This window comes from Bradyrhizobium sp. UFLA06-06 (assembly GCF_054820065.1).
Genome location: NZ_JADFUD010000008.1, coordinates 18227 through 42737, shown reverse-complemented (window position 1 = coordinate 42737; position 24511 = coordinate 18227). Strand labels below are relative to the sequence as shown.

Sequence of the window (24511 nt, the reverse complement as noted above, 5' to 3'; positions counted from 1 at the left end):
TCTCGGGCAGCACGCCCGGCTTCGTGCACAAACGCGGCCGGCTATCGCCCGGCGATGGCAACGATGAACAGCGCGGTCGCCGCCAGCGAGGCAATGGTCCGCACGTGGTTCCAGAAGGTCCAGTCGGTCAGATAGCGCGCCCAAACCGATGCCGCCGACGTGCCGGCAGGATCAGAGGCCGCAAGCTGATCGTTCAGCGGCACATTGAAGACGATGGTCACGACGAACATGCCGACCACGTAGAGGCCGCCGCCCCAAATCATCGCAATCGCGCCCGGCTCCTGCCATCTGAGCCCGCCGAGCACGACCAGCACGGCGCAGGACAGCGTGGTGCCGAGGAACACCGGCATGAACGGCGAGCGGACGATATCGACATTGATCGCGTTCATCGCCGAGATGCCGGCGGCCTGATCGATGCGGCCGAGCGCGGTCATGACGAAAGCCGAGAACGCGAAATAGAGCCCGGCGAGCAGGCCGCAGCCGAGCGCGGAAAACCACAGCAAGCCCGAGGTCAGGATCTGGCGCATCTTTCCGCCTCCAAATGCGAGACATACTCGTATTTGTAAAACGCGATAAACTCTCGTATTAGAGCCGTCAACCCCGATCGCAGGGAAGAAAAAGATGTCGAGACGAAAGGCCGCGCCCGCGGAAGTCCCCCTACCCGGGCTGGCGCGGCTTGCCCCGACCCAGCAGCGCAGCCGCGAGCGCTTCGAGCGCATCCTCGCCTGCGCGACCGAGATCATGGCGGAAAAGGGCAGCGAGGGTTTCCGCATGAGCGACATCGTCGCGCGCAGCGGCGTCGCATTCGGCTCGCTCTATCAATATTTCCCGGACAAGGCCGCGATTATCGGCACCCTGGCCGAACGCCATAACGCGGTCGGGCGCGATTGCGTCAGGCGCGATCTGGCCATGGTGACGACTGCGCGCGACCTGCACCCGGCACTTTGCCGGATCGTCGACAGCTACTACGAGATGTTCATGCGCGAGCCGGTCATGCGCGACATCTGGCAGGCGACACAAGCCGACCGCGCCCTGCAGAAGCTCGATGCGGACGACATGGCGGTGCTCTCCGGCCTGTTGTCCGATGCGGTCATGCGGATTGCGCCCGACATGCCCACTGCCACCGTCGCCACGTTCTCGGGACTGACCATGACGCTGATCGCAGCTGCCGTGCGTCATGCGATCACGCTGCCGCCGAGGAAAGCGCGGCAGGCGCTGACGCAGTTCAAGTCCATGCTGCCGCACGACCTCGCCGGGCTGACATAACGGCGCGCAGACGTCGGGAATTTCCTCCGGCTAGAGGCGATAGGCAGCGGGTGTCGACGATTTGCGCTGTCCGGGAGCTGCCCGCAGCGCCCAACGCTGCCGACTGGTGAAACCATGTCAGCAAGAGCCGGGGATTGAGGTGGCATGCGATCAACGAGTATCCCGCGACGCACGCCCTCATTGTCACGGCACCCTAAAATTCCTGCGATATTTGACGGCTATGAGTATTGCCGGGAATTCCGGGCAGAGTTTTTCGCAAGATGTGATCTGTCTCACATGAGGTGCGGTCACGCCGACCTAGGTTCCCAAAAGGTCACCAACGATTTGTTAACCAACACGGGCGCCATCGTTCTTTTCATAAAATTCGAACGAATCGCTCAATCCGGACCGAAGACAGTTTTGCGACCATGGCGCTCTCGAACCTCGGAGAGCGCGATGAGCGAAGTCGAATTTGATCTGCTGCTGGACGCCGTGCGAACGGCGATCGCGCCCATTGCTCAGGAGGATCTTGTGGCTCAGCCCTCGCCCCGCATTCAGCCGCCACCGCGCGCGGCCAATGACAACCAGGCGCCGTGGCCGCTGATTCCGTTTCCTGAAGGTTGGTACGCCGCGAGCTAATGCGGTTTCTCATTGACTGGCTGCAAGCCATTGATGAGATGAGTGGAGGCCACGACCAGAATTGAACTGGTGTACACGGTTTTGCAGACCGTTGCGTAACCACTCCGCCACGTGGCCCCTTGCGGCGGACTTCATATACGGCCTCTCTCCGATAGGCAACCGAGCCGGAAGGTAAGGTGCCCCTCGTTTGAGCATGATCCTTTCGGAAAACCGTTCGGGCCAGGCTCTAACGCCGGCGCCTCCGGAAATCCCGCTTCTTCGGTTTTGGCGCCAGTTCCGGCAATTTGACCTGCACTTCCCGGAACCTCGCCAGCATCCGCTCGAAACTACCTGACAACGTTGCGGCAATGTCCGGCCGCTTCTCCAGCCCCGCCAGCAGGATCGCGGCCGCCTCGATGGTGGCCAGGCCGTCGCGGCGCGGTTCCCGCCGCAGCTTGCCGTAGAGCGAGGGCCGTTTCGGTCCGAGAATCACCCGCTGGCACTTCAACATCCAGGCGTTGCGCCACCACAGCGCCTTGGCCTGGCTCCAGGTGCCGTCGAGCAGCACGATTCCCTCGATGTCGGCCAGGATGGCACGCTGATGCGGCTCAAGCTCGCCCTTGCGGTTGATCGCGACGATCTCGGCATCGGTCTCGAGATCCTCGACCTTGGCGGAGCCGAGATAGAGCACCGCCCAGCGCGACGGATCGGGCACCGGCCGGCCCAGCGCCTTGGCCAGGCTCGGCCAGGACAATCCGATCCGCACCACGGCGTTCTCGAAATGCCGCGCCAACAGTCGCGCGGTGCCGAGCGCCCTGTCCTGCTCCTGCGGATGGATCAGGATCAGGAGCTGGATGCGGCTCTCGATCGGCGTGACGCTGTCGCAGATGCACAGCGGCAGCGGCTTGCCGCAATGCGGGCACTCCTCGATCTCGGCGACATCGTCGGTTTTTGCTTCGGTCGGTTCGGACATCGCTCCGCTATACGCTTGCAATCGTGCAATTCAAACTATTCCGCGGGTGCGTGCACGCCTGACGGCTCGCGGCGCTGGCGCAGCCGGTCGATCAGCAGATAGATCACCGGCGTCGTGTAGAGCGTCAGGATCTGCGACACGAACAGGCCGCCGATGATGGTGATGCCGAGCGGCCGGCGCAGCTCGGTGCCGGGGCCGGTCGCAATGACCAGCGGAATGCCGGCGAACAGCGCGGCCATCGTCGTCATCAGGATGGGACGGAAGCGCGCGCGGCAGGCCTCGAAGATCGCGTCCCGCGACGACAGGCCCTGATGCCGCTCGGCCTCGAGCGCGAAGTCGACCATCATGATGCCGTTCTTCTTGACGATGCCGATCAAGAGGATGATGCCGACGAAGGCGATCACCGTCAGCGGCGTGTTGGTCACCTGCAAGGCCAGCAAGGCGCCGAGGCCGGCCGACGGCAGTGTCGAGATGATCGTGATCGGATGCGCCAGGCTCTCATAGAGCACGCCGAGCACGATATACATCGCGACCAGCGCGCCGAGGATCAGCAGCGGCTGCCGCCCGCTGGTCTTGTTGAAATCGCCGGCATTGCCGTCGAAGCTGCCGCGGATGCCCTCGGGCATGTGCAGCTCGTCGACCGCCTGCTGGATGTTCGTCGTTGCGACCTCCAGCGGCACGTCCGGCAGCAGGTTGAACGAGACCGTGGTCGAGGGGAAGCCGCCGGAGTGATAGACGGCGAGCGCCGACAGGCCTCGCTGGTAATGCACCAGCGCCGACAGCGGCACCTGCACGTCGTTGGCGCCGGCAACGTAGATGCGCTCGAGGTTCGACGGATCGCTCTGGAACTTCGGATCGGTCTCGAGCACCACCACGTACTGGTTGCGCTGGGTGTAGATGTACGAGATCTGCCGCTGCGAGAAGGCGTTGTTGAGCGCGTTGTCGATGTCCTGCACGCGGACGCCGAGGCTGGAGGCGGTCTTGCGGTCGATCACGAGGTTGAGCTGCAGGCCGCCGGGATCGCGGTCGGAGGAGACGTCCGTGATGCCCTCCACCGTCTCCATGCGCTTGGCCACGATCGGCGCCCATTTCTGCAACAGCTCGAGGTCGGTCGAGGCGAGCGTGTACTGGTAGTCGGAATCGCTCTGCCGGCCGCCGGTGCGGATGTCCTGGGCGGCGAACATGAACAGGCGGATGCCCGGCACCATGAACAGGTTGCGGCGCAGCCTGTCGATCACCTGCGCGGTCGACAGGCCGCCCCGCTGCTCCGGCGGCTTCAGGCTGATGAACATGGTGCCGCGGTTGGAGGTGGCGCCGCCCGGGCCGCCGCCGGAGCCGACCGACGAACCGATGCCGGCGACCGCGGGATCGGCCATCACGATGTCGGCGAGCCGCTGCTGCAGCTGAAGCATCGCCTGGAACGAGATATCCGCCGACGCCCGCGTCGAGCCGATCACGAAGCCGCTGTCGTCGGTCGGAAAATAGCCCTTCGGCGTCTTGATGTAGAGCGTCACCGTCAGCGCGACGGTGGCGAAGAACACCACCAGGGTCAGGAAGGGATAGCCGAGCACGATCCGCAGCGTCGATGCGTAGAACGCCACGACACGGGACAGCGTACCCTCGATGACGCGATCGTACCAGGTGGCGTGATCCGAGGTCGCCTCCCTGATGTAATGCGCGCAGATCATCGGCGTGATGGTCAGCGACACCACGGTCGAGACCGCGATGGCGAACACCAGCGTCAGCGAGAATTCGCGCAGCAGCCGCCCGACGATGCCATCCATGAAGATCAGCGGCGTGAAGGCCGCGATCAGCGACAGCGAGATCGACAGCACCGTGAAGCCGATCTGCTTGGCGCCTTCGACGGCGGCCGGATATGGCGCCATGCCCTGCTCGAGATTGCGATACATGTTCTCGATCATCACGATGGCGTCGTCGACCACGAAGCCGACGGAGATCGCCAGCGCCATCAGCGACAGATTGTCGATCGAGAAGCCGGCGAGCCACATCCCGGCGCAGGTGCCGGCCAGCGCCAGCGGCACCGAGACGCCGGCGGCGATCGTCGGCACCACCCGGCGCAGGAACACGAACACCACAATCATCACAAGCACGGCGGTCGCCAGCAGCGTGAACTGCATGTCCTCGACGCTGGCGCGGATCGTTCCGGTGCGGTCGACCAGGGTCGAGATCTCGACGCCCGCCGGAATCCATTTCCTCAGCTCCGGCAGCAACCTGCGAACGCCGTCGACGGTGTCGATGACGTTGGCGTCGCCCTGCTTGGTGATCTGGATCAGCACTGCCGGCTGCTTGTTGAACCAGGCGATCGAGCGCGAATTGCGCACGGAATCCTCGACCTCGGCGACGTCGGCGAGGCGGACGAAATTGCCGTTCGAGCTCTTGATGACGATGTCGCGGAACTCGGCCGCGGTGCGCATCTGCTTGTTGATCGAGAGCGTCTCGCTCAGCCGGCCGCCATTGAAGATGCCGACCGGCCCCAGCGGGTTGGCGTTGATGATCGCGAGCCGGACGTCGTCGGTCGCGATCCCGGCATTCGCCAGCGACACCGGGTTGAGCGCGATGCGCACCGCCGGCTGGTCGGCGCCGCTGACGGTGACCTCGCCGACCCCCGGCACCTGCGAGATGCGCTGCGCCAGCACCGTGTCGGCGACGTCGTACATCGCGCTGGTCGGGATCGTCTTCGAGGTCAGCGCCAGCACGAATACCGGCGACGCGGCCGGGTTGGCCTTGCGGAACCTGGGCAGCGACGGCAGGTCGCTCGGCAGGTCGGCGAGCGAGGCGTTGATCGCGGCCTGCACGTCGCGCGCGGCGCGGTCGATGTTGCGGCCGATCGAGAACTGCACCTGGATGCTGGTGGTGCCGAGCGAGCTCGTCGAGGTGATCTGGTCGACGCCAGAAATGGTGCCGAGCTTGCGCTCCAGCGGCGCGGCGACGGTCGCGGCCATCACCGAGGGATCGGCCCCCGGCCTGGACGCCGACACCCGGATGGTCGGGAAATCGACATTCGGGACCGACGACACCGGCAGGAACTGGTAGGCGACGATCCCGACCAGGAACAGCCCGATCGCAAGCAGTGTGGTGCCCACCGGCCTGCGGATGAAGGGCTCCGAGATCGAGATCACTGCATGCCCTCGGTGGCGCCCGCGATCGGCGGGCCGCTGGGACCCGGCTCCGGCACGGCCCGCTCGATCCGGCGGTTGAGCCGGTCGAGCGCCAGGTAGATCACCGGCGTGGTGTAGAGCGTCAGCAGCTGGCTCAGCAGCAGACCGCCGATGATCGAAATGCCGAGCGGGAAGCGCAGTTCGGCGCCGGTGCCGCTCTCGATCGCGAGCGGCAGCGCGCCGAACAGCGCCGCCAGCGTCGTCATCATGATCGGGCGGAAGCGCAGCAGGCAGGCCTGCACGATGGCATCATAGGACGACATGCCCTGGTGACGCTCGGCCTCCAGCGCGAAGTCGATCATCATGATCGCGTTCTTCTTGACGATGCCCATCAACAGGATGATGCCGATCAGGCCGATCACCGAGAGGTCCTGCCCGCACAGCATCAGGGCGAGGATGGCGCCGACGCCGGCCGAGGGCAGCGTCGAGAGGATGGTGATCGGATGGATATAGCTCTCATAGAGCACGCCGAGCACGATGTAGATCGTGATGATCGCCGCCAGGATCAGCCAGGGCTGCCCGGCGAGCGAGCGCGCGAATTCGGCGGCGTCGCCGGAATAGATCCCGACGATGCTGCCGGGCATCCCGATCCTGCTCTCGATCGCCTTCACGGCCGCGACCGCGTCGCCCAGCGCCTCGCCCGGCGCCAGGTTGAAGCTGAGCGAGACCGACGGGAATTGCGCCTGGTGCGAGATCGCGAGCGGCGCCGTGGTCCGGACCAGCGTCGCCACCGCCGACAGCGGCACCTGCGCGCCGTTGGCGCCGGGCAGATAGAGCTTGTCGAGGATCGACGGGTCTCGCTGATACATCGGCAGCGCTTCGAGCACGACGCGGTACTGGTTGGCCTGGCCGTAGATCGTCGAGATCTGCCGCTGCGCGAAGGCATCGTTCAGCGTGTCGGTGACGCCCTGCAGACTGACGCCGAGCTGGCCGGCACGCTGGCGGTTGACGTCGAGCGCCGCGCGCAAGCCGCCCTCCTGCGCCTCCGAGGAGACATCGCGGAAGATCGGATCACGCCGCATCTCGGCGACGAGCTTTTGCGCCCATTGCGAGACCTCGGCGGCATCGGTCGCGGTCAGCGTGTACTGGTATTGCGAGCGGCTCGACTGGGTCGAGATCTGCACGTCCTGCACCGGCTGGAAGTAGACCGTCATGCCGGGCACCGTCGCGACCTTCTGCTTGAGGCGCTCGATCACCTTGACGACGCCCTCGCGCCGCTCGTCGAGCGGCTTCAGCGTCATCACCAGACGGCCGACATTGGTGGTCGGATTGACCGAGCCCGAACCGATCACCGAGACCACGCCAACCACATCAGGATCGGCCTTGATGATATCGGAGACCGCGCTCTGCCGCCGCTGCATCTCGGCGAACGAGACGTCGGGACCGGCCTCGGTCACCGCCGTGATCGAGGAGGTGTCCTGCAGCGGCAGAAAACCCTTCGGCGCCAGCACATACATGATCAGCGTCAACGCGATGGTCGCGAACGTCACCAGCAGCGTCGCGCGCTGGCGCCGCAGCACCCAGAGCAGCGTCCGATGGTAGAACTCCACCATGCGGTCGATGAAACGGCTGACCGCGGCCAGGCCCGGGACCGCCATCTCCTCATGGATGTTCTTGAGCAGTCGCGAGCACATCATCGGCGTCAGCGTCAGCGAAACGATCGCCGAGGTCACCACCGCGATCGTCAAGGTGAGCGCGAACTCGCGGAACATGCGGCCGACCAGGCCGGACATGAACAGCAGCGGGATGAACACCGCGATCAGCGACACCGTCAGCGAGATCACGGTGAAGCCGATCTCGCTGGCACCCTTCAGCGAGGCCTCCATCACCGTCTCGCCGCCTTCCATGTGGCGGACGATGTTCTCGATCATGACGATGGCGTCGTCGACCACAAACCCGGTTCCGATGGTCAGCGCCATCAGCGACAGATTGTCGAGGCTGAAGCCCGCGAAATACATGATGCCGAAGCTCGTGATCAGCGACAGCGGCAGCGCGACGCCGGCAATCAGGGTCGCCCGCAGCGACCGCAGGAACAGGAGCACCACCAGTGTCACCAGCACGACGCTCAGGATCAGCGTGAACTGGACGTCGCGCACCGAGGCGCGGATCGTCACGGTGCGGTCGGAGACGATGGTCAGCTTGACGCCGGCCGGGACCGCCCGCTGCAGCCGCGGGATTTCGCCGCGGATCTGCTTGACGACGTCGATGACATTGGCGCCCGGCTGGCGCTGGATGTCGATGATGACGGCCGGCGTGCCCTGGTACCAGCCGCCGGTGCGGTCGTTCTCCAGCCCGTCGACGATCTGGGCGACGTCGCCGATCGTGACCGGCGAGCCGTTGCGATAGGCGATGATGATCGGCCGGTAGGCGTCGGCGGCGGCGATCTGGTCGTTGGCGGCGATGGTGTAGGATTGCTGGGCGCCGTCGAGCGAACCCTTCGGCCCCGACACGTTGGCGCCGGCGATCGCGTTACGCAAATCCTCCATCGCGATGCCATAGGCCGCAAGCCGGGCCAGATCGGCCTGCACGCGCACCGCCGGCTTGAGACCGCCGAGGATCGAGACCCGGCCGACGCCGGAAATCTGGCTCAACCGTTGGCCCAGGATGGTATCGGCGAGATCGCTCATCGCCCGCAGCGAGATCGTGTCCGAGGTCAGCGCCAGCGTCATCACCGGCGCGTCCGCCGGGTTCACCTTGGCGTAGACCGGCGGATACGGCAGCGTCTTCGGCAAGATGCCGGCGGCGGCGTTGATCGCGGCCTGCACATCCTGCGTGGCGCCGTCGATGTCGCGGTTGAGATCGAACTGCAGCGAGATCTGGCTGACGCCGAACGAGCTGGTCGAGTTCATCGACGACAGCGACGGGATCTGCCCGAGCTGCCGCTCCAGCGGCGCCGTGATCAGCGAAGCCACCACGTCGGGGCTGGCGCCGGGCAGTTGCGTCGTCACCTGCACGGTCGGGAAGTCGACCTGCGGCAGCGCGGAGACCGGCAGCGCCCAATAGCCAAGCGCACCGCCGATCATCAGGGCGATGCCGAGCAGCGAGGTGGCGATCGGCCGGCGGATGAACGGTTCGGAGACGCTCATGGCTGCGTGCTCGCTGTTGGGTCGGACATTACGAGGTCAGGATGCCGGTCATGGCTGCGCCTTCGGCGCGCCGCCCGACTGTTCGCCCCCTGCCGCCGGCGCGGGCGCCGGTCCGGTCTGCCCCTTCTGATCGCCTTCGCTATGCTCGTGCCGGCCGCGATGCTCGCCGTCCTTGCCCTGCCAGTCTTTCTTACCGTCCTTGCCTTGATCCTTCCCTTGCCCTTCGCCTTGACCAGCGCCGCGCTTGCCGTCGGGATTGCGGCTGCGCTTGCGCGGCGCGAGATCGGCGGCCGGCGGCCCGTCGTCCTTGCCGACCACGACCTTCGCGCCATCGGCGAGATTGGCAAAGCCGGTCGTCACGACACGGTCCGACGTGGTCAGGCCGCTGGCGATGACGGCCTCATGCTCGTTCTGCTGGGTGACCGTGACCGGCTTGGCGGTGACGATGTCGCCCTCGCCGATCACGTAGCTGAAGGTGCCGGCCGGACCGCGCTGCACCGCCGAGGTCGGCACCACGATCGCCTGCGGCAGGGTCTCGACCTTGAGCCGCACATTGACGAACTGGCCGGGCCAGAGCTGGTAGCTGGCATTGGGGAATTCGGCCTTCAGCTTCAGCGTGCCGGTGGTCGGATCGACCTGGTTGTCGATGCCGGTCAGCTTGCCGGTATCGATCACGGTGACGCCGTCATTGCCGAACACGTCGACCGCGAGCTGGCCCTTCGCCGCCGCTGCGTTCACCCGCATGATCTGCTGTTGCGGCAGGCTGAACCACACGGCGATCGGCTGCAGCTGGGTCAGGATCACGAGCCCGGTGGTGTCGGAGGCGTGGATGATGTTGCCCTGGTCGACCTGGCGCAAGCCGGCGCGCCCGGAGATCGGCGCCACGATCTTGGTGTAGCCCAGCGTGGCTCGCATGTTGTCGATCTGGGCCTGATCGGCCTTGATGATGGCCTGCTGCTGCGCCACCAGCGCGCGTTGTGTATCGGCCTGCTGCTTGGAGCCCGCATTGCTGGCGGCGAGCTGCTCATAGCGGGCGAGGTCGATCTTCTGGTTGGCGAGCAGCGCCTCGTCCTTGGCTTTCGTGGCGACCGCCTGATCGTACTGCGCCTGATAGATCGCGGGATCGATCTCGCCGAGCACGTCACCCTTCTTGACGTCCTGCCCCTCGACGAAGTTCACCGCGATCAGCTTGCCGTCGACCTGGGAACGCACGGTAACCGTGTTCAACGCCCTCACTGAGCCGACGCCGTCGAGATAGACCGGCACGTCCTGCACATGCGGGGTGGCTGCAAGCACCGGCACCGGCAGATCGGGCCGCCCGTTTGCACCGCGCCCGCCGCCACCGTTTTGCTTGGGCTGGAAGGCGAGCCAGCCGAGATAGCCGAGGCCGCCCAGGATCACGAGCGTGATGACCAAGGACACCATGCGCCCAAGCAGGCGCGAGAGAAGGCTCCGCTTGCGCGGCGCCGTGCGTTTCTCGTCGTCCGTCGAGTCGGGCTTAAAGAGCATCGACCGGTCTTTCCATCTTCGGTTCCCAGCCGCCCCCTAATGCCTGATATAGGCTCACGATCGCCAATAGCCGGGCCAGTTGGGCCTGCGAATAGGCATCTTCCGCCTGGAACAGGGTCAGCTGCGTGTTTAGCACAGTTACGATATCGGCGGTGCCGGCCTTGAGCTGCTGCTCGGCGAGGTCGAAGGCCCGCCGCGACGACGACAGCACGTCGCGCTGCAACTGCAGCCGCCGCGTCGTCTCGCGGATCGCGACCAGCGCATTGTCGACGTCGGTGAACGACTGCACCACCGTCTTGCGGTAGGTCTGCAGCAACTCGTCCTGCTTGGCCTTGGTGTATTCGAAATTGCCGAGGATCCGGCCGCCGTCGAAGATCGGCTGGGTCATGCTGCCGATCAGGTTGAAGAAGGCGGCATGCGGCTGGAACAGCGAGACCAGCGCCTGGCTCTGGTAGCCACCCGTCCCGGTCAGCTGGATGCTCGGGAAGAACTGCGCCCGCGCGCTGCCGACATTGGCGGTGGCGGATGCAAGCTGCGCCTCCTGCCGGCGGATGTCAGGACGCTGGGTCAGCAATTCAGACGGCAGGCCCGGCGTGACGCGCGGGATCGCAACGGCGTTGAGGGAGCCGCCGGAGACGCGCACGCTTTCCGGCGGGCGCGACACCAGCACCGCGAGCGCGTTGATATTCTGGGCGAGCGTCTGCCGCAGCGGCGGCACCAGCGCGCGCTGGTTGGCGAGCACGCTCTCCTGCTGCGCGACGTCGAGATCGGAGCCGGTGCCGGCCTTGAAGCGTTCCTTGATCGCATTGAGGATGCGCTCGGCGCTGGCGATGTTGCCCTGCGCGGTGCGCAGCCGGTCCTGCGTCGCGAGCACCGTGAAATAAGCATTAGCGACGCTCGCCAGCGTGGTCAGCGCCACCACCTCGCGGTCGAACCGGTTGGCAACGGCGGTCTCCTCCGCCGCCTGCGCGGCGTCGCGGTTCTGGCCCCAGAAGTCGAGCTGATAGCTGGCGCTGAGCGAGGCGCTGTAGTTCACCACCTCGCGCCCGCCATTGGTGAGGCCGCTGGCGCTGGAGCCGGAGGTGCGCGAGTAGGTTTCCGATCCGTTGAGGTTGAGGGTCGGCAGCAGCGCCGCGCCGGCCTGCCGCGCCAGCGCGTCGGCCTGGCGGAAGCGCGCAACCGCAGCGGCAATGTCGAGGTTGACGGTCTGCGCCTCCTCCATCAGCTGCGTTAGCTCCTTGGAGCGGAAGCCCCGCCACCAATCGAGCGTCGGAAGCGCGTCGCCCGGCCGGCCGAGACGCGCGGCCCTGTAGCCCTGCGGCACGTCGAGCGCCGGATCAGGGATGTCCTGGGTCAGAATGCAGCCGGCGGAGCCGGCAACCACGCCGAGCGCAACAAGCGAGCGTCCCGCGAGCCGGCGCGCGCGGACGGCGAGGCCGAACCGGCCTCCAGGCACCATCACGGGTACGGGCTGGGTCACACCCATTCTCCGCCGAAGCCAGACCTCGCCCGCGGCGCACGAATGACGCGTTCAGCGATGGTCTGGGTGACGTTCACGGGGGTATGCTTCCAATGGAACCTGCCTGTCCCATCCTACCCTTGGGACAATGGGGCGGACAGCCCCGTCACGATTGCGTGGCGTCGCATCGCAAGCGATTCGTGGCTACCGTGAATGCCGACTTTTCCCTATTTTTTACGGCATTTCCGCGCATTTCGGCCCGTGCCGGAAGTCACGATTCTTACAAAGATTTCATGGAGATTTCTCGGCTCCTGTTGCATTGAATCCGCAAGATGTGCCGGCGCGGCGCCAAAGTCGCGCCACCGCGCACCGCGCCGTCAGGTCTCGATCGGCCTGGAGCGCGCAACTCATGCAAAACCGCGGACCACAGGATGATTCTGCTGGCCGACCCGACCGCCGAAAAACGGCGTTCTCCCCAAGTCCGCAACATTCGCGCCTGTGAGGTCAAGCGTGTTGAAGCCGTCTCTTGCCGCAGTGCAAAAGCCCTTCCCTTTTTCGATCAGCACACTAGGTTCGCCAAGCAAGACACAGACCGGCAAAGAAATTCCCCGACATGATATTCAACAAAGACGTCATCGAAGCGATCGGCAACACCCCGCTCATCAAGCTGAAACGCGCGTCCGAACTGACCGGCTGCACCATTCTCGGCAAGGCCGAATTCATGAACCCGGGCCAGTCGGTGAAGGATCGTGCCGGCAAATGGATGATCCTGGAGGCCGAGAGGCGCGGCACGCTGAAGCCCGGCGGCCTCGTGGTCGAGTCGACCGCGGGCAATACCGGGATCGGGCTTGCTGTCGTGGCGAGTGCGCGCGGCTATCGCACCCTGATCGTCATTCCGGAGACGCAGAGCCAGGAAAAGAAGGACATGCTGCGGCTGTGCGGCGCCGAACTCGTCGAGGCGCCGGCGCTGCCCTTCGCCAATCCGAACAACTATCAGCATCTCGGCAAGCGTCTTGCCGAGCAGCTGCGCAAGACCGAACCGAACGGCGTGCTGTTCGCCGACCAGTGGAACAACCTCGACAATCCCAAGGCGCATTACGACTCGACCGGACCGGAAATCTGGCAGCAGACCGACGGCAAGGTCGACGGCTTCATCTGCTCGGTCGGCACCGGCGGCACGCTCGCCGGCGTCAGCCGCTACCTGAAGGAAAAGAACCCGGCCATCGTCACCGCCTGCGCCGATCCGCACGGCTTCGGAATGTACGAACTGTTCAAGAATGGGCAGGTCAAATCGACGCCGGGCGACTCGATCACGGAAGGCATCGGGCTCGGACGCGTCACGCCTGTGGTCGAGACGGCGAAGGTCGACACCGCGTTCCTGATCTCCGACGAGGAAGCCGTGACCATCATCTATGAGCTTTTGGAGCACGAAGGCCTGTGCCTCGGCGGCTCGACCGGCGTCAACATCGCGGGCGCGATCCAGCTCGCCAAGCAGCTCGGCCCCGGCAAGACCATCGTCACCATCCTCTGCGACTCCGGCAACCGCTATCAGTCCAAGCTGTTCAACCCGGCCTTCATGCGCTCGAAGAATTTGCCGGTCCCGGAATGGCTGGAAAAGCGCAGCAAGATCGAGCTGCCGCTGGTGTAACCAACCGCGTCCCCGCAGACGTCATTGCGAGGAGCTATTGCGACGAAGCAATCCATGCTTCCGATGCGGAAGATTGGATCGCTTCGCGGAGCCTGTCATCCGGCGGCGCTTTGCGCCGACCGGGTGGCTCGCAATGACGGCGGAAATCACCGGAGAATCTGGCTTAGGAACAGCTTCGACCGCGCGTGCTGCGGGTTGGCGAAGAATTCCTGCGGCGTGTTCGATTCGATGATCTGGCCCGCGTCCATGAAGACGACGCGGTTGGCGACCTCGCGGGCAAAGCCCATTTCATGGGTGACGACCAGCATGGTCATGCCCTCCTTGGCAAGATCGACCATGGTGTCGAGCACTTCCTTGACCATCTCCGGGTCGAGCGCCGAGGTCGGCTCGTCGAACAGCATCACCTTCGGGTTCATCGTCAGCGCGCGGGCGATCGCAACGCGTTGCTGCTGACCGCCCGACATCTGGCCGGGAAACTTATTGGCCTGATGCGGGATCTTGACCCGCTCGAGGAACTTCATCGCGGCGGCCTCGGCATCCTTCTTCGGGATGTTGCGCACCCAGATCGGCGCCAGCGTGCAATTGTCGAGCACGGTGAGATGCGGGAACAGGTTGAAGCTCTGGAACACCATGCCGACCTCGCGGCGGACTTCGTCGACACGGCGCAGGTTCGGGCCGAGGTCGATGCCGTCGACCACGATCTCGCCCTCCTGGAACTCTTCCAGCGCGTTGATGCAGCGGATCAGGGTCGACTTGCCCGAACCGGACGGGCCGCAGATCACGATGCGCTCGCCCTTGCCGACCTCCAGGTTGATGTCGCGCAGCACGTGGAAGTCGCCGTACCATTTGTTGAGAGCGGAAATGTTGACGATCGGGGTTGTGGACATGGTGACCTTGTTCAGTGGCGGCGGTGAGCGTTGAGCCTGTTTTCGACGAACAGCGAGTAGCGCGACATTCCAAAGCAGAACACGAAGTAGATCATTCCAGCGAAAGCGAAGCCGGTAAAGGCCGTGGTCGGCGTCGACCAGGTCGGATCGGAGAACGTCGCATGCAACGACCCCAAAAGGTCGAACAACGCGACGATCGAAACCAGCGAGGTGTCCTTGAACAGCGCGATGAAGCTGTTGACGAGCCCCGGAATGACGTGGCGCAACGCCTGCGGCATCACGATCAGCGACGTGGTCTTCCACCAGGACAGGCCGAGCGCGCTCGCCGCCTCGCCCTGCCCGCGCGGGATCGCGGCAAGGCCGCCGCGCACCACCTCGGCCTGGTAGGCGCCGGCAAACAGCGCGATGCCGATCAGCGCGCGGACCAGCCCGTCGACGTTGAAATTGCCCGGCAGGAACAGCGGCAGCATGTAGGTTGCGAAGAACAGCACCGTGATCAGCGGCACGCCGCGCCAGAACTCGATGAAGGCGATCGAGAAGATCCGGATCAGCGGAATGGTCGAGCGGCGGCCCAGCGCCAGCGCGATCCCGATCGGCATCGAGGTGACGATGCCGGTGACCGACACCACCAGCGTTACCAAAAGGCCGCCCCACAGCCTGGTGTCGACGATGGGCAGTCCGCCGCGGTCGAGCCCCATCAGCTTGATCACGATCGCGATGCCGGCAAAGCTCGCGAGGCTCCCGAGCAGCGCCCGTTGTCCGGTTCGCATGCCGCCGCCGAGGAAAAACAGGATCAGCGAGACGATACCAGTGGTCAGCAGGAAGTCGAACCAGAGCGGCTGGCTCGACATCTGAAGCTGCTCGCGCAGCCAGGTCATCGGGAAGATCAGCCAGCCGATCAGGCTGCCGACAAGCACGATGATCTTGCCGACGGCCCACAGCGGCGGTCCGATCGCCGAATTCTGGCTGAGATTGACCAGTACCTGCCCGGCATTGCCGATGCTGTCGTCGAACAGCTGCAACAGGCTCGCGACCCAGCTCACGCCGAAACCGGTCAGCCCGCCGCCGCGCAGCAGGAAGAATGCGACCGCCGGAAAGGCGAAGAAGAACAGGCTCGCATTCAAGCCCTTCGCCGGCAGGCGCGGAATAAGGAGTGGCAGCAACAGAACAGCCGCGAGGACGAAGGTCAGGTTGACGCGCCAGCGTTCGGCTTCCGGGTAGAAGCCATAGATCAGCTGGGTGAGCTTGGCCTGGATATAGGGCCAGCAGGCGCCGACCTGACGGCCGGCGGTCTCGGCAAGGCACGCATTGCGGTCCTTGCCGCTCCAGACCGCATCGACCAGCAGGAACTTGAACGCGGGAACGATCGTGTACCAGAGCAGCCCCAGCGCCAGGATCGTCAGCAGGATGTTGGTCGGCGAATTCAAGAGCCGCGTGCGGATGAAACCGACGAGACCGGTGGTCCTCACCGGCGCCCGGCGCTCGGGCACCAGGTCCTGCCGGACAAAGGATGACGCGGTGACGTCCGTCATGCCCCAAGGCTCCGGTTGATGCGCCAGCCATAGACGCTCATGACCGCGCTGGTGACCAGCGAGATCAGCAGGTACACGCCCATGGTGATGGCGATGATCTCGATCGCCTGGCCGGTCTGGCTCAGGGTCGTGCCGGCAAACACCGAGACCAGGTCGGGATAGCCGATCGCGACCGCCAGCGACGAATTCTTGGTCAGGTTGAGATACTGGTTGGTCAGCGGCGGAACGATGACGCGCATCGCCTGCGGCACGACGATCAGCCGCAAGGTGGTGCCGCGCGACAGGCCGAGCGACGAGCCGGCTTCCATCTGTCCCTTATGGACCGACAGAATGCCGGCGCGGACGATCTCGGCGATGAAGGCCGCCGTATAGGTCGACAGCGCAACCACCAGCGCAACCAGCTCCGGAATGACCCGCGCGCCGCCGGCGAAGTTGAAGCCCTTGAGTTGCGGCAACTCGAAGGTCACCGGCAGCCCGAACACCAGCACCGTCACCAGCGGCAATCCGACCAGCAGGCCGAGCACATAGGGCCAGATCCGGATCGCCTGCCCGCGTTGAAACAGCGCCCGCCTTGCGTAGCCGCGCAGCGCCAGCGCGCCTGCGATGGCGATCGCAAGCGCGATCAGAAACGGATCAAGCCCGGCCTCGCCGATCGGCCGCGGGATCACCAGCCCGCGATTGGAGAGGAAGAAGGCGTTGAACAGCGAGATGCTCTGGCGCGGCCCCGGCAGCGCCGCCAGCACCGCAAGGTACCAGAACAACAGCTGGAACAGCAGCGGCAGATTGCGGACGATCTCGACATAGATCTCGCCGAGCCGCGCCAGCAGCCAGTTCGGCGACAGCCGGCACAGCGCAATGATGAAGCCGATGATGGTGGCGAAGACGATGCCAATGCCCGCAACCAGCAGCGTGTTGAACAGGCCGACGAAGAACACCCGCGTATAGGTGTCCGACCCCGAATACGGGATCAGGTTCAGGCTGACATCAAAGCCCGCATTGTTCTTGAGAAACCCGAACCCGGATGCAATGCGCTGCGTCTCCAGGTTGGCACGGGCATTGGCCACGATCTCATAGGCGACCCAGGCCAACACCGCCGCGAACACGATCTGCACGGCAAGGCCAGTCCAGCCGGACTGGCCGCCGAGCGCGCGCTTCAGGCGGAAGATGAACTGCGGCGGTGGTTTTCGGGGCTCGGTCGTCATCGCCGCAGCCGCCTCGTCGCCGATCAGCGGATCGGAGGCGCGTACTGGATGCCGCCCTTGTTCCAGAGATTATTGAGCCCGCGTGCGATCTGCAGCTTCGATCCGGCGCCGACGTTGCGATCGTACATCTCGCCGTAATTGCCGACGGCCTTGATGATGCGGGAGAACCAGTCCTTGGTCAGGCCGAGCTGCTCACCGAGATTGCCGTCGGTGCCGAAGGCGCGCTTGAGGTCGGGCTTGTCCGACTTGGCCATCTCGTCGACGTTCTTCTGGGTGACACCGAGTTCCTCGGCATTGATCTGGGCGAACAGCGCCCACTTCACGATGTCGAACCACTGGTCGTCGCCATGGCGAACCATCGGGCCCAGCGGCTCCTTGGAGATGATCTCGGGCAGCACGACGTGGTCGGCCGGGTTGGCGAGCTTCAGCCGCTGCGCATACAGTTGGGACACGTCGGAGGTGAACACGTCGCAGCGGCCGGTCTCGTAGGCCTTCACGGTCTCGTCGGCGCCGGCGAACGCGATCACCTCGTACTTCATGTTGTTGCCCTTGAAGTAGTCGGCGAGGTTCTGCTCGGTCGTGGTGCCGGTCTGCACGCAGACCGACGCGCTGTTCAGCTCCAGCGCCGAGTTCACTTTCAGCGACTTCTTCACCAGAAAGCCCTGCCCGTCATAATAGGTCACGCCGGTGAAGTTGGCGCCGAGCGAGGTATCGCGCGACAGCGTCCAGGTGGTGTTGCGCGACAGCACGTCGATCTCGCCCGACTGCAGCGCGGTGAAGCGGTCCTTGGCCGACAGCGGCACGAACTTGACCTTGGACGGATCGTCGAAGATCGCCGCGGCGATGCCACGGCAGATGTCGACGTCGATGCCGGTCCAGTTCCCCTTGTCGTCAGGCGACGAGAAGCCCGGCAGGCCGCCGCTGACGCCGCAGGACAGCTGGCCTCGGTCCTTGACCGTCTTGAGGGTTTGCGCCGAGGCGGCCTGGACCGACAGAGCGGCGGCAGCGGCAAGGGTGACAGCCAGGGATACGCGTTTCATGGGCGGGGCCTTTCAGGGTCGTCCGGTGGACGGTTACTTTGTGATCGCCTCGCGTTCACGGGCCATCCCAATGATCCCTTGCAGCAAAAATGCCGACTTGACCGGCAGTTTGACCTGCAAACCGGTCAGGCAACGGATCGTAGGTCGCGGCAGGCCCCTCAACGTGCGGCGACTGGTAGTTGCGGCGCATCACATAGCGACTGACGAGCCGGGTCAAGGGGTTGACGCATGTCTTCTACCTCTTGTTAGTAACACCTCCCGGCCCAGCCCTGTCTTCCGACGCGGTAGGGCTGCGGCAAAAAGTCTAAAGTCTAACGGCAGCGCTCCATGACCTCCTCCGACGGCTCCACGCCCTCCCACCCGCAACAGGCCGCGACCCGTCTGGTCACGGCCGGCCGCGACACCAAGGCCCAGAAGGGCTTTGTCAATCCGCCGGTGTTTCACGGCTCGACCGTGCTCTATCCGACCGCGGAGGACCTCCACGCCCATCGCGCCGAATTTACCTATGGCCGCCATGGCAGCCCGACCACGCGGGCGCTGCAGGACGTGCTGATGGCGCTGGAAGGCCCGCAATGCGCCGGCGTCGGCCTTGCCCCGTCGGGACTGGCGGCGATCAGCACCACGCTGCTCGCCGTGCTCAAAACCGGCGATCACCTCCTGGTGTGCGACAATGCCTATCGGCCGACCCGTAATTTCTGCGACAACATGCTCAATCGCTACGGCATCGAGACCAGCTATTTCGACCCGCTGATCGGCGCCGGCATCGAGACGCTGTTCAAGCCGAATACCCGCGCGGTGCTGATCGAGGCGCCCGGCTCGCAGACGTTCGAGATGCCCGACGTGCGGGCGATATCGGCCGTGGCGCACGCCCGCGGCGCGCTCATGATCGACGACAACACCTGGGCGACGCCGCTCTATCACCGCTCGCTCGAACAGGGCGTCGACATCAGCATGCAGGCCGGCACCAAATATGTCGGTGGCCACTCCGATATCATGTTCGGCACCGTCGCAGCCAATGCGAAAGCCTGGCCGCTGATCCAGGAGGCGATCCGCCTGCTCGGCGTCTGCGCCGGCCCCGACGACGTCTATCTCGCGCTGCGCGGAGTTCGCACGCTATCGGTGCGGCTTGCGCAGCACCACCGCTCCGGGCTCGAGATCGCGCGCTGGCTCGGCGCGCGGCCCGAGGTCGATCGCGTGCTGCACCCTGCCCTCGACACCGATCCCGGGCACGCGATCTGGAAACGCGACTTCACCGGCGCCTCCGGGCTGTTCAGCATCGTGCTGAAGCCGGTGCCGCAGACCGCGGTCGATGCAATGCTGAACGCGCTCACGCTGTTCGGTATGGGCTTTTCCTGGGGCGGCTTCGAAAGCCTCGCCATCCCGTTCGACTGCAGCGACTATCGCACCGCGACCAAATGGTCGCCGGGCGGCCCGACGCTGCGGCTGCATATCGGGCTCGAGAACCTCGATGACCTCAAGGCCGATCTCGATCGCGGCTTTGCCGCGTTGAAAGCCGCGCTCTGATCCGTGCGCGCGGGATTGCGCATCAGGCGACATTAACCACGACCGACCGGCTGTGACGCCGCGTTGCGACTCCCACATCGCACACGTTGCGCGAGCGCGATCTCCGGGATTCTGCGGAGATGCGACGGCGCCGATAACTCGCCGTTCACCATCCCCACCAATCCCTTAATTGTCCGGACCTTCCATCAAGTTCCCTTATACTTTTGCGGCCGTAGTGATGCCTCGGGAAGGGCTGTCAGTGCCGCAAGGTCGCGACTGCCCGGTGTGAAGGGCATTCAGACAATCGCATGAAAACGGCACGCATCGTGGTCCTCGGCATCGCCGGCGTCGCAGGCCTCGCGGCCATGTATCTCGCGAGCGTTGGCGATCGCAAACCGGCGCCGGTCGCGCCGCCCGTCGCGCAACTGCCGACCGTCGAAGTGCTGGTCGCAAAGTCCGACATCGGGCTCGGTCAATCGGTCAAGGCCGAAGACATCCAGTGGCAGCGCTGGCCGGCTGAAACTGCAAGCAGCGCGTTCATCCGCCACGACGCCAACGCCAATGCCATGAACGACGTCATCGGTTCGATCGCACGCGCGCCCTTCATCGTCGGCGAACCGATCCGCGAGCAAAAGCTGGTCAAGGCCAATGGAAGCGGCTTCATGGCCGCGATCCTGCCCTCCGGTATGCGCGCGATCTCCACCGAAATCTCGCCGGAGACCGGCGCCGGCGGCTTCATTCTGCCGAACGACCGCGTCGATGTGATCCTGTCGCGACGCGACAAGAATCCCGACCAGCAAGGCGGCCGCGATATCGTCACCACTGAAATCCTGCTGTCCAACGTCCGCGTGCTGGCGATCGACCAGGCGCCGAAGGAGAAGGACGGCAACAACTCCCTTGTCGGCAAGACCGTAACCCTCGAGCTCAAGCCCGAACAGGCCGAGACGCTGGCGCGCGCCCGGCAGAGCGGCACGCTGGCGCTGGCTCTGCGCAGCATCGCCGACGTCAACGAACAGACCGACGAGACCAGAGACCATGCCCCGAAGCGGGGCGAGAGCATCAAGGTGGTGCGCTTCGGCATCCCGAGCTCTCTGACGACACAGAAGTGATGGGGGCTTCGATATGACGACGGGTACGAAACAAATGGCGACGTCGACCACGCTGGTCCGCGCGCTGTCATTCTCGGCGATCACTGCGCTGATGCTGATCCCTGCCCTTGCCAGCGCGACCGATCCCGACAAGAACGCGGATGTCGCGGTGACGAGCAGCATCGCCGCCAAGACGCGCTCCGTCTCGCTCGGCGTTGGCAAGTCGGTCGTGGTCGATCTGCCGCGCGAGGCCAAGGACGTTCTGGTCGCCGATCCCAAGATCGCCAACGCCGTGATCCGCTCGGCGCAGCGCGCCTATATCATCGGCGCGGCGGTCGGCCAGACCAACGTGGTGTTCTTCGACGCCGACGGCAACCAGGTCGCCTCCTACGACATCGCCATCAAGCGCGACCTCAACGGCATGCGCGCCGCGCTGAAGCAGATGCTGCCCGGCGTCCAGATCGAGGGCGTCGGCGACAGCGTCGTCCTGACCGGCACGGTGGCAAGCCCGGTCGAGGCCCAGCAGGCCGGCGACATCGCCGCCAAACTGGTCGGCAGCGCCGACAAGGTCGTCAACTCCATCGTGGTCCGCGGCCGCGACCAGGTGATGCTGAAAGTCACCGTTGCTGAAGTCCGCCGGGACGTCGTCAAGCAGCTCGGCGTCGACCTCAGCGCCAACATGAACTACGGCACCGCCGCGGTGGTCTTCAACGACGCCAACGCCTTTACCGCCAATAACGGTGCGCTCGCCCCCAGCAACGGGCTGACGGGCGCAGCCCTGAACAAGCTCGGCGTGCCGACCGTCACCGCGACGCTGCGCGCGATGGAGAGCGCGGGCGTCGTCAAGACGCTGGCCGAACCCAACCTCACCGCGATCTCGGGCGAGTCGGCGACCTTCATTTCGGGCGGCGAGTTTCCGATTCCGACCGGCGTCACCTGCCAGACGACGACGTCGGGCACGATCGGCAATTGCGTCCAGACCGTCAGCTTCAAGAAGTTCGGCATCTCGCTCAACTTCACTCCGGTGGTGCTGACCGAGGGACGGATCAGCCTGAAGGTGATGACCGAGGTCTCCGAAGTCTCGATGGAGAACGCCCTGACCGGCGGTCAGAACGGCACGACCATTCCCTCGATCAAGACCCGCCGCGCCGACACCACGCTGGAGGTGCCCTCCGGCGGCTCGATCGCGATGGCCGGTTTGATCCAGGAGCAGACCAAGCAGGCCATCAACGGCATGCCCGGCGTCGATCAGATCCCGATCCTCGGCCAGCTCTTCAGGAGCCAGGACTTCGTCAACAACGAGACCGAGCTCATGGTCATCGTGACGCCCTACGTGGTGCGCGCCGTTGCGCAGAAGGAGCTGTCTCGTCCCGACGACGGATTTGCCCCGGCTTCCGACGCGCAGTCGGCGCTGCTGGCGCGCGTCAATCGCATCTACGGCGTTGCCGCCCGCAGCGAGCCGATCGGCGCCACGCCGGTCAATTTCGGCTTCATCATCGACTGAGGCGCGGACCTGAAGGGGTTGGGGGATCCTATGATGACACGCAACAAACAAGCCGGTCGTGCCAGGACGCTGTCGCTGTTCGGCGCCCTCGTCGTCAGCGCGATCGCGCTCGGCGGCTGCAATCTGACGAGCGATGTCGTCACCGGCACGGTGCCCGACGACTATCGGCAGCGGCATCCGATCGCCGTCACCGAAGGCGAGCAATCGATCGTCGTCTTCGTCGGCCGCGCCCGCGGCAACCTCACCGAAACCCAGCGCGACGACGTCATGGGGCTGGCGCGCACCTGGCGCCGCGAAGGCACCGGCGCGATTGCGATCGACGTGCCGGCCGACAGCTCGAACGCGCGCTCGGCACAGGCGGTGTATCAGGAGATCCGCGGCCTGCTGGCGTCGATGGGCGTGCCCGCCCATGCCATCACCAGGCGCTCCTATCATCTCGATGATCCGCGTGCGCTTCCGACCATTCGGCTGAGCTATCCGAAGATGGCCGCCGTCGCCGGTCCCTGCGGAGTGTGGCCGAGCGACCTCGGTCCCTCGATCTACAATCCGAGCTACAACGAGAACAAACAGTACGACAATTTCGGCTGCGCCACGCAGCGTAACCTTGCCGCGATGGTCGCCAATCCGTCCGACCTCGAACAGCCGCGAACCGAGACCGCAGCCTATACGCCGCGCCGTACGATCGCATTCGATAAATACCGCAAGGGTGAGTCGACCGCGACCGCCTACCCCGAAACCGAGAAAGCCAAGCTGAGCGACGCCGCGAAATGACCGAACAGCAAGACGAGCCGCAGCACGCCAACGATTACATCGCGCCGGCGCCGCGGATTTCCGTGCAGGCGTTCTGCGCCAGCGTCGCGACCGCCGCGAACGCACGCGCGGCTGCCGACGACCGCCGGCTCGCCAAGGCTCATCTCTCGGTCCATATGGGCGGCATCGCCGCGGCGATCGACGCCTACCACAAGGCGCCGACGCCCAACGTCATCATGCTGGAGACCGAGCCGGATCATGATTTCCTCGCCGGTCTCGACGAGCTCGCCACGGTCTGCGATCCCGGCACCCGCGTCGTGGTGCTCGGCATGCCCGGCGAGACTGCGCCGTATCGCGAATTGGTCCGGCGCGGCGTCAACGACTACGTCATCGGGCCGGTCAAGGTGCTCGACATCGTGCGCTCGATCTGCAGCCTGTTCTCGGCCTCCGAAGCGGTCTCGGTCGGCCGCCTGATCGCGGTCGCGGGCGCCAAGGGCGGCGTCGGCGCTTCGACCGTTGCCCACAATGTCGCCTGGACCATCGCGCGCGACCTTGGGCTGGACTCGGTGGTCGTCGATCTCGACCTCGCCTTCGGTACCGCCGGCCTGGACTACAATCAGGACCCGGTGCAGGGCATCGCCAACGCCGTGTTCTCGCCCGAACGTCCGGACTCCGCGTTCATGGAACGCCTGCTCGCAAAGTGCGGCGATCATCTCAGCTTGCTGGCGGCGCCGGCCACCCTCGACCAGGTCTACGATTTCGGCGCCGAAGCGTTCGATGCCATCTTCGATACGATGCGCATGACGACGTCCTGCATCGTGCTCGACGTGCCGCATCAATGGACCGCCTGGACCAAACGCGTGCTGGTCGGTGCCGACGATATCCTGATCGTTGCAGAGCCCGACCTCGCCAACATGCGCAACACCAAGAACATGATGAACCTGTTGAGGACCGCGCGTCCGAACGACCGCCCGCCGCTCTACTGCCTGAACCAGGTCGGCATGTCCAAGCGCCCCGAGATCGAGGTCAAGGATTTCGCCAAGACGATCGAGAGCCAGCCCATCGCGGCGATCCCGTTCGACTGCAGGCTGTTCGGTGAAGCCGCCAACAACGGCCAGATGATCGCGGAAGTCTCCGCGCGTCACCGCACCACAAGGACTTTCCTGCAGATCGCGCAGCGCCTCACCGGCCGCCCCGATCTCGCCGAAGCCCGCGAGTCGTTCCTGTCGCCGATCCTCAAGAAGCTGCAGTCGCGCCGAAACGACGGGCGCCGGGCCGCCGGCTAGCG

General features: G+C 65.4%; 18 protein-coding genes and 1 tRNA gene. 8 read left to right on the top strand and 11 right to left on the bottom strand.

Going from position 1 to position 24511, the window contains the following annotated elements:
* Positions 1-41 precede the first annotated feature (41 nt).
* The gene (locus IF803_RS09135) at positions 42-527 is read right to left on the bottom strand and encodes an anthrone oxygenase family protein (protein WP_461191925.1); all 486 of its coding nucleotides are present in this window, start codon (positions 525-527) and stop codon (positions 42-44) included.
* A 94-nt stretch (positions 528-621) separates the two neighbouring features.
* Here IF803_RS09135 and IF803_RS09130 point away from each other — a divergent pair, with 94 nt between their 5' ends.
* Positions 622-1266: a TetR family transcriptional regulator gene (locus tag IF803_RS09130; RefSeq protein WP_461191924.1), complete on the top strand. Its 645-nt coding sequence runs from the start codon at positions 622-624 to the stop codon at positions 1264-1266.
* 435 nt (positions 1267-1701) lie between these two features.
* On the top strand, positions 1702-1884 hold the full coding sequence (locus IF803_RS09125; protein ID WP_016842103.1) for a hypothetical protein: 183 nt from the start codon (positions 1702-1704) through the stop codon (positions 1882-1884).
* A gap of 43 nt (positions 1885-1927) precedes the next feature.
* Here the strand turns inward: IF803_RS09125 and IF803_RS09120 are convergent.
* From IF803_RS09120 to IF803_RS09095, 6 genes are all read right to left on the bottom strand, one after another.
* Positions 1928-2001 (bottom strand) — tRNA-Cys (locus IF803_RS09120).
* A gap of 109 nt (positions 2002-2110) precedes the next feature.
* On the bottom strand, positions 2111-2836 hold the full coding sequence (locus tag IF803_RS09115) for a tRNA-uridine aminocarboxypropyltransferase (protein ID WP_461191923.1): 726 nt from the start codon (positions 2834-2836) through the stop codon (positions 2111-2113).
* A gap of 35 nt (positions 2837-2871) precedes the next feature.
* Positions 2872-5976, bottom strand: coding sequence for an efflux RND transporter permease subunit (locus IF803_RS09110; protein WP_461191922.1), 3105 nt, complete (start codon positions 5974-5976; stop codon positions 2872-2874).
* Entirely contained in the window at positions 5973-9101 is a 3129-nt protein-coding gene (locus tag IF803_RS09105) for an efflux RND transporter permease subunit (protein WP_429040753.1), read from the bottom strand. Before IF803_RS09105 ends, IF803_RS09110 begins: the two co-directional genes overlap by 4 nt.
* Positions 9102-9149: 48 nt before the next feature.
* Positions 9150-10610, bottom strand: coding sequence for an efflux RND transporter periplasmic adaptor subunit (locus tag IF803_RS09100; protein ID WP_461191921.1), 1461 nt, complete (start codon positions 10608-10610; stop codon positions 9150-9152).
* Positions 10600-12096 carry an efflux transporter outer membrane subunit gene (locus IF803_RS09095; RefSeq protein ID WP_461191920.1) on the bottom strand — a complete coding sequence of 499 codons (1497 nt, stop codon included), beginning with the start codon at positions 12094-12096 and terminating at the stop codon, positions 10600-10602. The genes IF803_RS09100 and IF803_RS09095 overlap by 11 nt, the downstream gene beginning before the upstream one ends.
* 586 nt (positions 12097-12682) lie before the next feature.
* On the opposite strand from IF803_RS09095, the gene IF803_RS09090 reads away from it, so the two are divergent.
* Positions 12683-13717 (top strand): cysteine synthase A, encoded by a 1035-nt coding sequence (locus IF803_RS09090; protein WP_253592025.1) that lies wholly within the window; start codon positions 12683-12685, stop codon positions 13715-13717.
* A gap of 146 nt (positions 13718-13863) precedes the next feature.
* On the opposite strand, the gene IF803_RS09085 is transcribed toward IF803_RS09090, so the two are convergent.
* The 4 genes from IF803_RS09085 to IF803_RS09070 are packed head-to-tail and all read right to left on the bottom strand — an operon-like array spanning position 13864 to position 18378.
* Positions 13864-14604: an amino acid ABC transporter ATP-binding protein gene (locus tag IF803_RS09085; protein WP_028339762.1), complete on the bottom strand. Its 741-nt coding sequence runs from the start codon at positions 14602-14604 to the stop codon at positions 13864-13866.
* A gap of 11 nt (positions 14605-14615) precedes the next feature.
* A complete protein-coding gene (locus tag IF803_RS09080; RefSeq protein ID WP_461191919.1) occupies positions 14616-16136 on the bottom strand; it encodes an amino acid ABC transporter permease in 1521 nt (506 codons plus the stop codon).
* Positions 16133-17338, bottom strand: coding sequence for an amino acid ABC transporter permease (locus IF803_RS09075; protein WP_411780478.1), 1206 nt, complete (start codon positions 17336-17338; stop codon positions 16133-16135). Before IF803_RS09075 ends, IF803_RS09080 begins: the two co-directional genes overlap by 4 nt.
* A gap of 23 nt (positions 17339-17361) precedes the next feature.
* Positions 17362-18378, bottom strand: a complete 1017-nt coding sequence (locus IF803_RS09070) for an amino acid ABC transporter substrate-binding protein (RefSeq protein WP_028331912.1) — start codon at positions 18376-18378, stop codon at positions 17362-17364.
* Between the two features lie 327 nt (positions 18379-18705).
* Here IF803_RS09070 and metC point away from each other — a divergent pair, with 327 nt between their 5' ends.
* The 5 genes from metC to IF803_RS09045 all read left to right on the top strand — a co-directional run bounded on the left by metC (position 18706) and on the right by IF803_RS09045 (position 24509).
* Complete coding sequence (metC, locus tag IF803_RS09065) at positions 18706-19902, top strand: cystathionine beta-lyase (protein WP_461191918.1); 1197 nt, start codon at positions 18706-18708, stop codon at positions 19900-19902.
* A 287-nt stretch (positions 19903-20189) separates the two neighbouring features.
* On the top strand, positions 20190-20990 hold the full coding sequence (gene cpaB / locus IF803_RS09060) for a Flp pilus assembly protein CpaB (protein ID WP_016842117.1): 801 nt from the start codon (positions 20190-20192) through the stop codon (positions 20988-20990).
* Between the two features lie 34 nt (positions 20991-21024).
* Entirely contained in the window at positions 21025-22473 is a 1449-nt protein-coding gene (locus tag IF803_RS09055) for a type II and III secretion system protein family protein (RefSeq protein WP_461191917.1), read from the top strand.
* A gap of 30 nt (positions 22474-22503) precedes the next feature.
* Positions 22504-23244, top strand: coding sequence for a CpaD family pilus assembly protein (locus tag IF803_RS09050; RefSeq protein WP_461191916.1), 741 nt, complete (start codon positions 22504-22506; stop codon positions 23242-23244).
* Positions 23241-24509: an AAA family ATPase gene (locus tag IF803_RS09045; RefSeq protein ID WP_028339755.1), complete on the top strand. Its 1269-nt coding sequence runs from the start codon at positions 23241-23243 to the stop codon at positions 24507-24509. The genes IF803_RS09050 and IF803_RS09045 overlap by 4 nt, the downstream gene beginning before the upstream one ends.
* Positions 24510-24511 lie beyond the last annotated feature (2 nt).

Excerpts from the sequence above, each read along its gene's own strand:
- IF803_RS09080 (WP_461191919.1), bottom strand. The coding sequence starts at position 16,136 with ATGACGGACGTCACCGCGTCATCCTTTGTCCGGCAGGACCTGGTGCCC.
- IF803_RS09085 (WP_028339762.1), bottom strand. The coding sequence starts at position 14,604 with ATGTCCACAACCCCGATCGTCAACATTTCCGCTCTCAACAAATGGTAC.
- IF803_RS09100 (WP_461191921.1), bottom strand. The coding sequence starts at position 10,610 with ATGCTCTTTAAGCCCGACTCGACGGACGACGAGAAACGCACGGCGCCG.
- IF803_RS09135 (WP_461191925.1), bottom strand. The coding sequence starts at position 527 with ATGCGCCAGATCCTGACCTCGGGCTTGCTGTGGTTTTCCGCGCTCGGC.
- IF803_RS09105 (WP_429040753.1), bottom strand. The coding sequence starts at position 9,101 with ATGAGCGTCTCCGAACCGTTCATCCGCCGGCCGATCGCCACCTCGCTG.
- IF803_RS09125 (WP_016842103.1), top strand. The coding sequence starts at position 1,702 with ATGAGCGAAGTCGAATTTGATCTGCTGCTGGACGCCGTGCGAACGGCG.
- IF803_RS09075 (WP_411780478.1), bottom strand. The coding sequence starts at position 17,338 with ATGACGACCGAGCCCCGAAAACCACCGCCGCAGTTCATCTTCCGCCTG.
- IF803_RS09055 (WP_461191917.1), top strand. The coding sequence starts at position 21,025 with ATGGCGACGTCGACCACGCTGGTCCGCGCGCTGTCATTCTCGGCGATC.
- IF803_RS09045 (WP_028339755.1), top strand. The coding sequence starts at position 23,241 with ATGACCGAACAGCAAGACGAGCCGCAGCACGCCAACGATTACATCGCG.
- IF803_RS09130 (WP_461191924.1), top strand. The coding sequence starts at position 622 with ATGTCGAGACGAAAGGCCGCGCCCGCGGAAGTCCCCCTACCCGGGCTG.
- IF803_RS09050 (WP_461191916.1), top strand. The coding sequence starts at position 22,504 with ATGATGACACGCAACAAACAAGCCGGTCGTGCCAGGACGCTGTCGCTG.
- IF803_RS09095 (WP_461191920.1), bottom strand. The coding sequence starts at position 12,096 with ATGGGTGTGACCCAGCCCGTACCCGTGATGGTGCCTGGAGGCCGGTTC.
- cpaB (WP_016842117.1), top strand. The coding sequence starts at position 20,190 with ATGAAAACGGCACGCATCGTGGTCCTCGGCATCGCCGGCGTCGCAGGC.
- metC (WP_461191918.1), top strand. The coding sequence starts at position 18,706 with ATGACCTCCTCCGACGGCTCCACGCCCTCCCACCCGCAACAGGCCGCG.
- IF803_RS09115 (WP_461191923.1), bottom strand. The coding sequence starts at position 2,836 with ATGTCCGAACCGACCGAAGCAAAAACCGACGATGTCGCCGAGATCGAG.
- IF803_RS09070 (WP_028331912.1), bottom strand. The coding sequence starts at position 18,378 with ATGAAACGCGTATCCCTGGCTGTCACCCTTGCCGCTGCCGCCGCTCTG.
- IF803_RS09090 (WP_253592025.1), top strand. The coding sequence starts at position 12,683 with ATGATATTCAACAAAGACGTCATCGAAGCGATCGGCAACACCCCGCTC.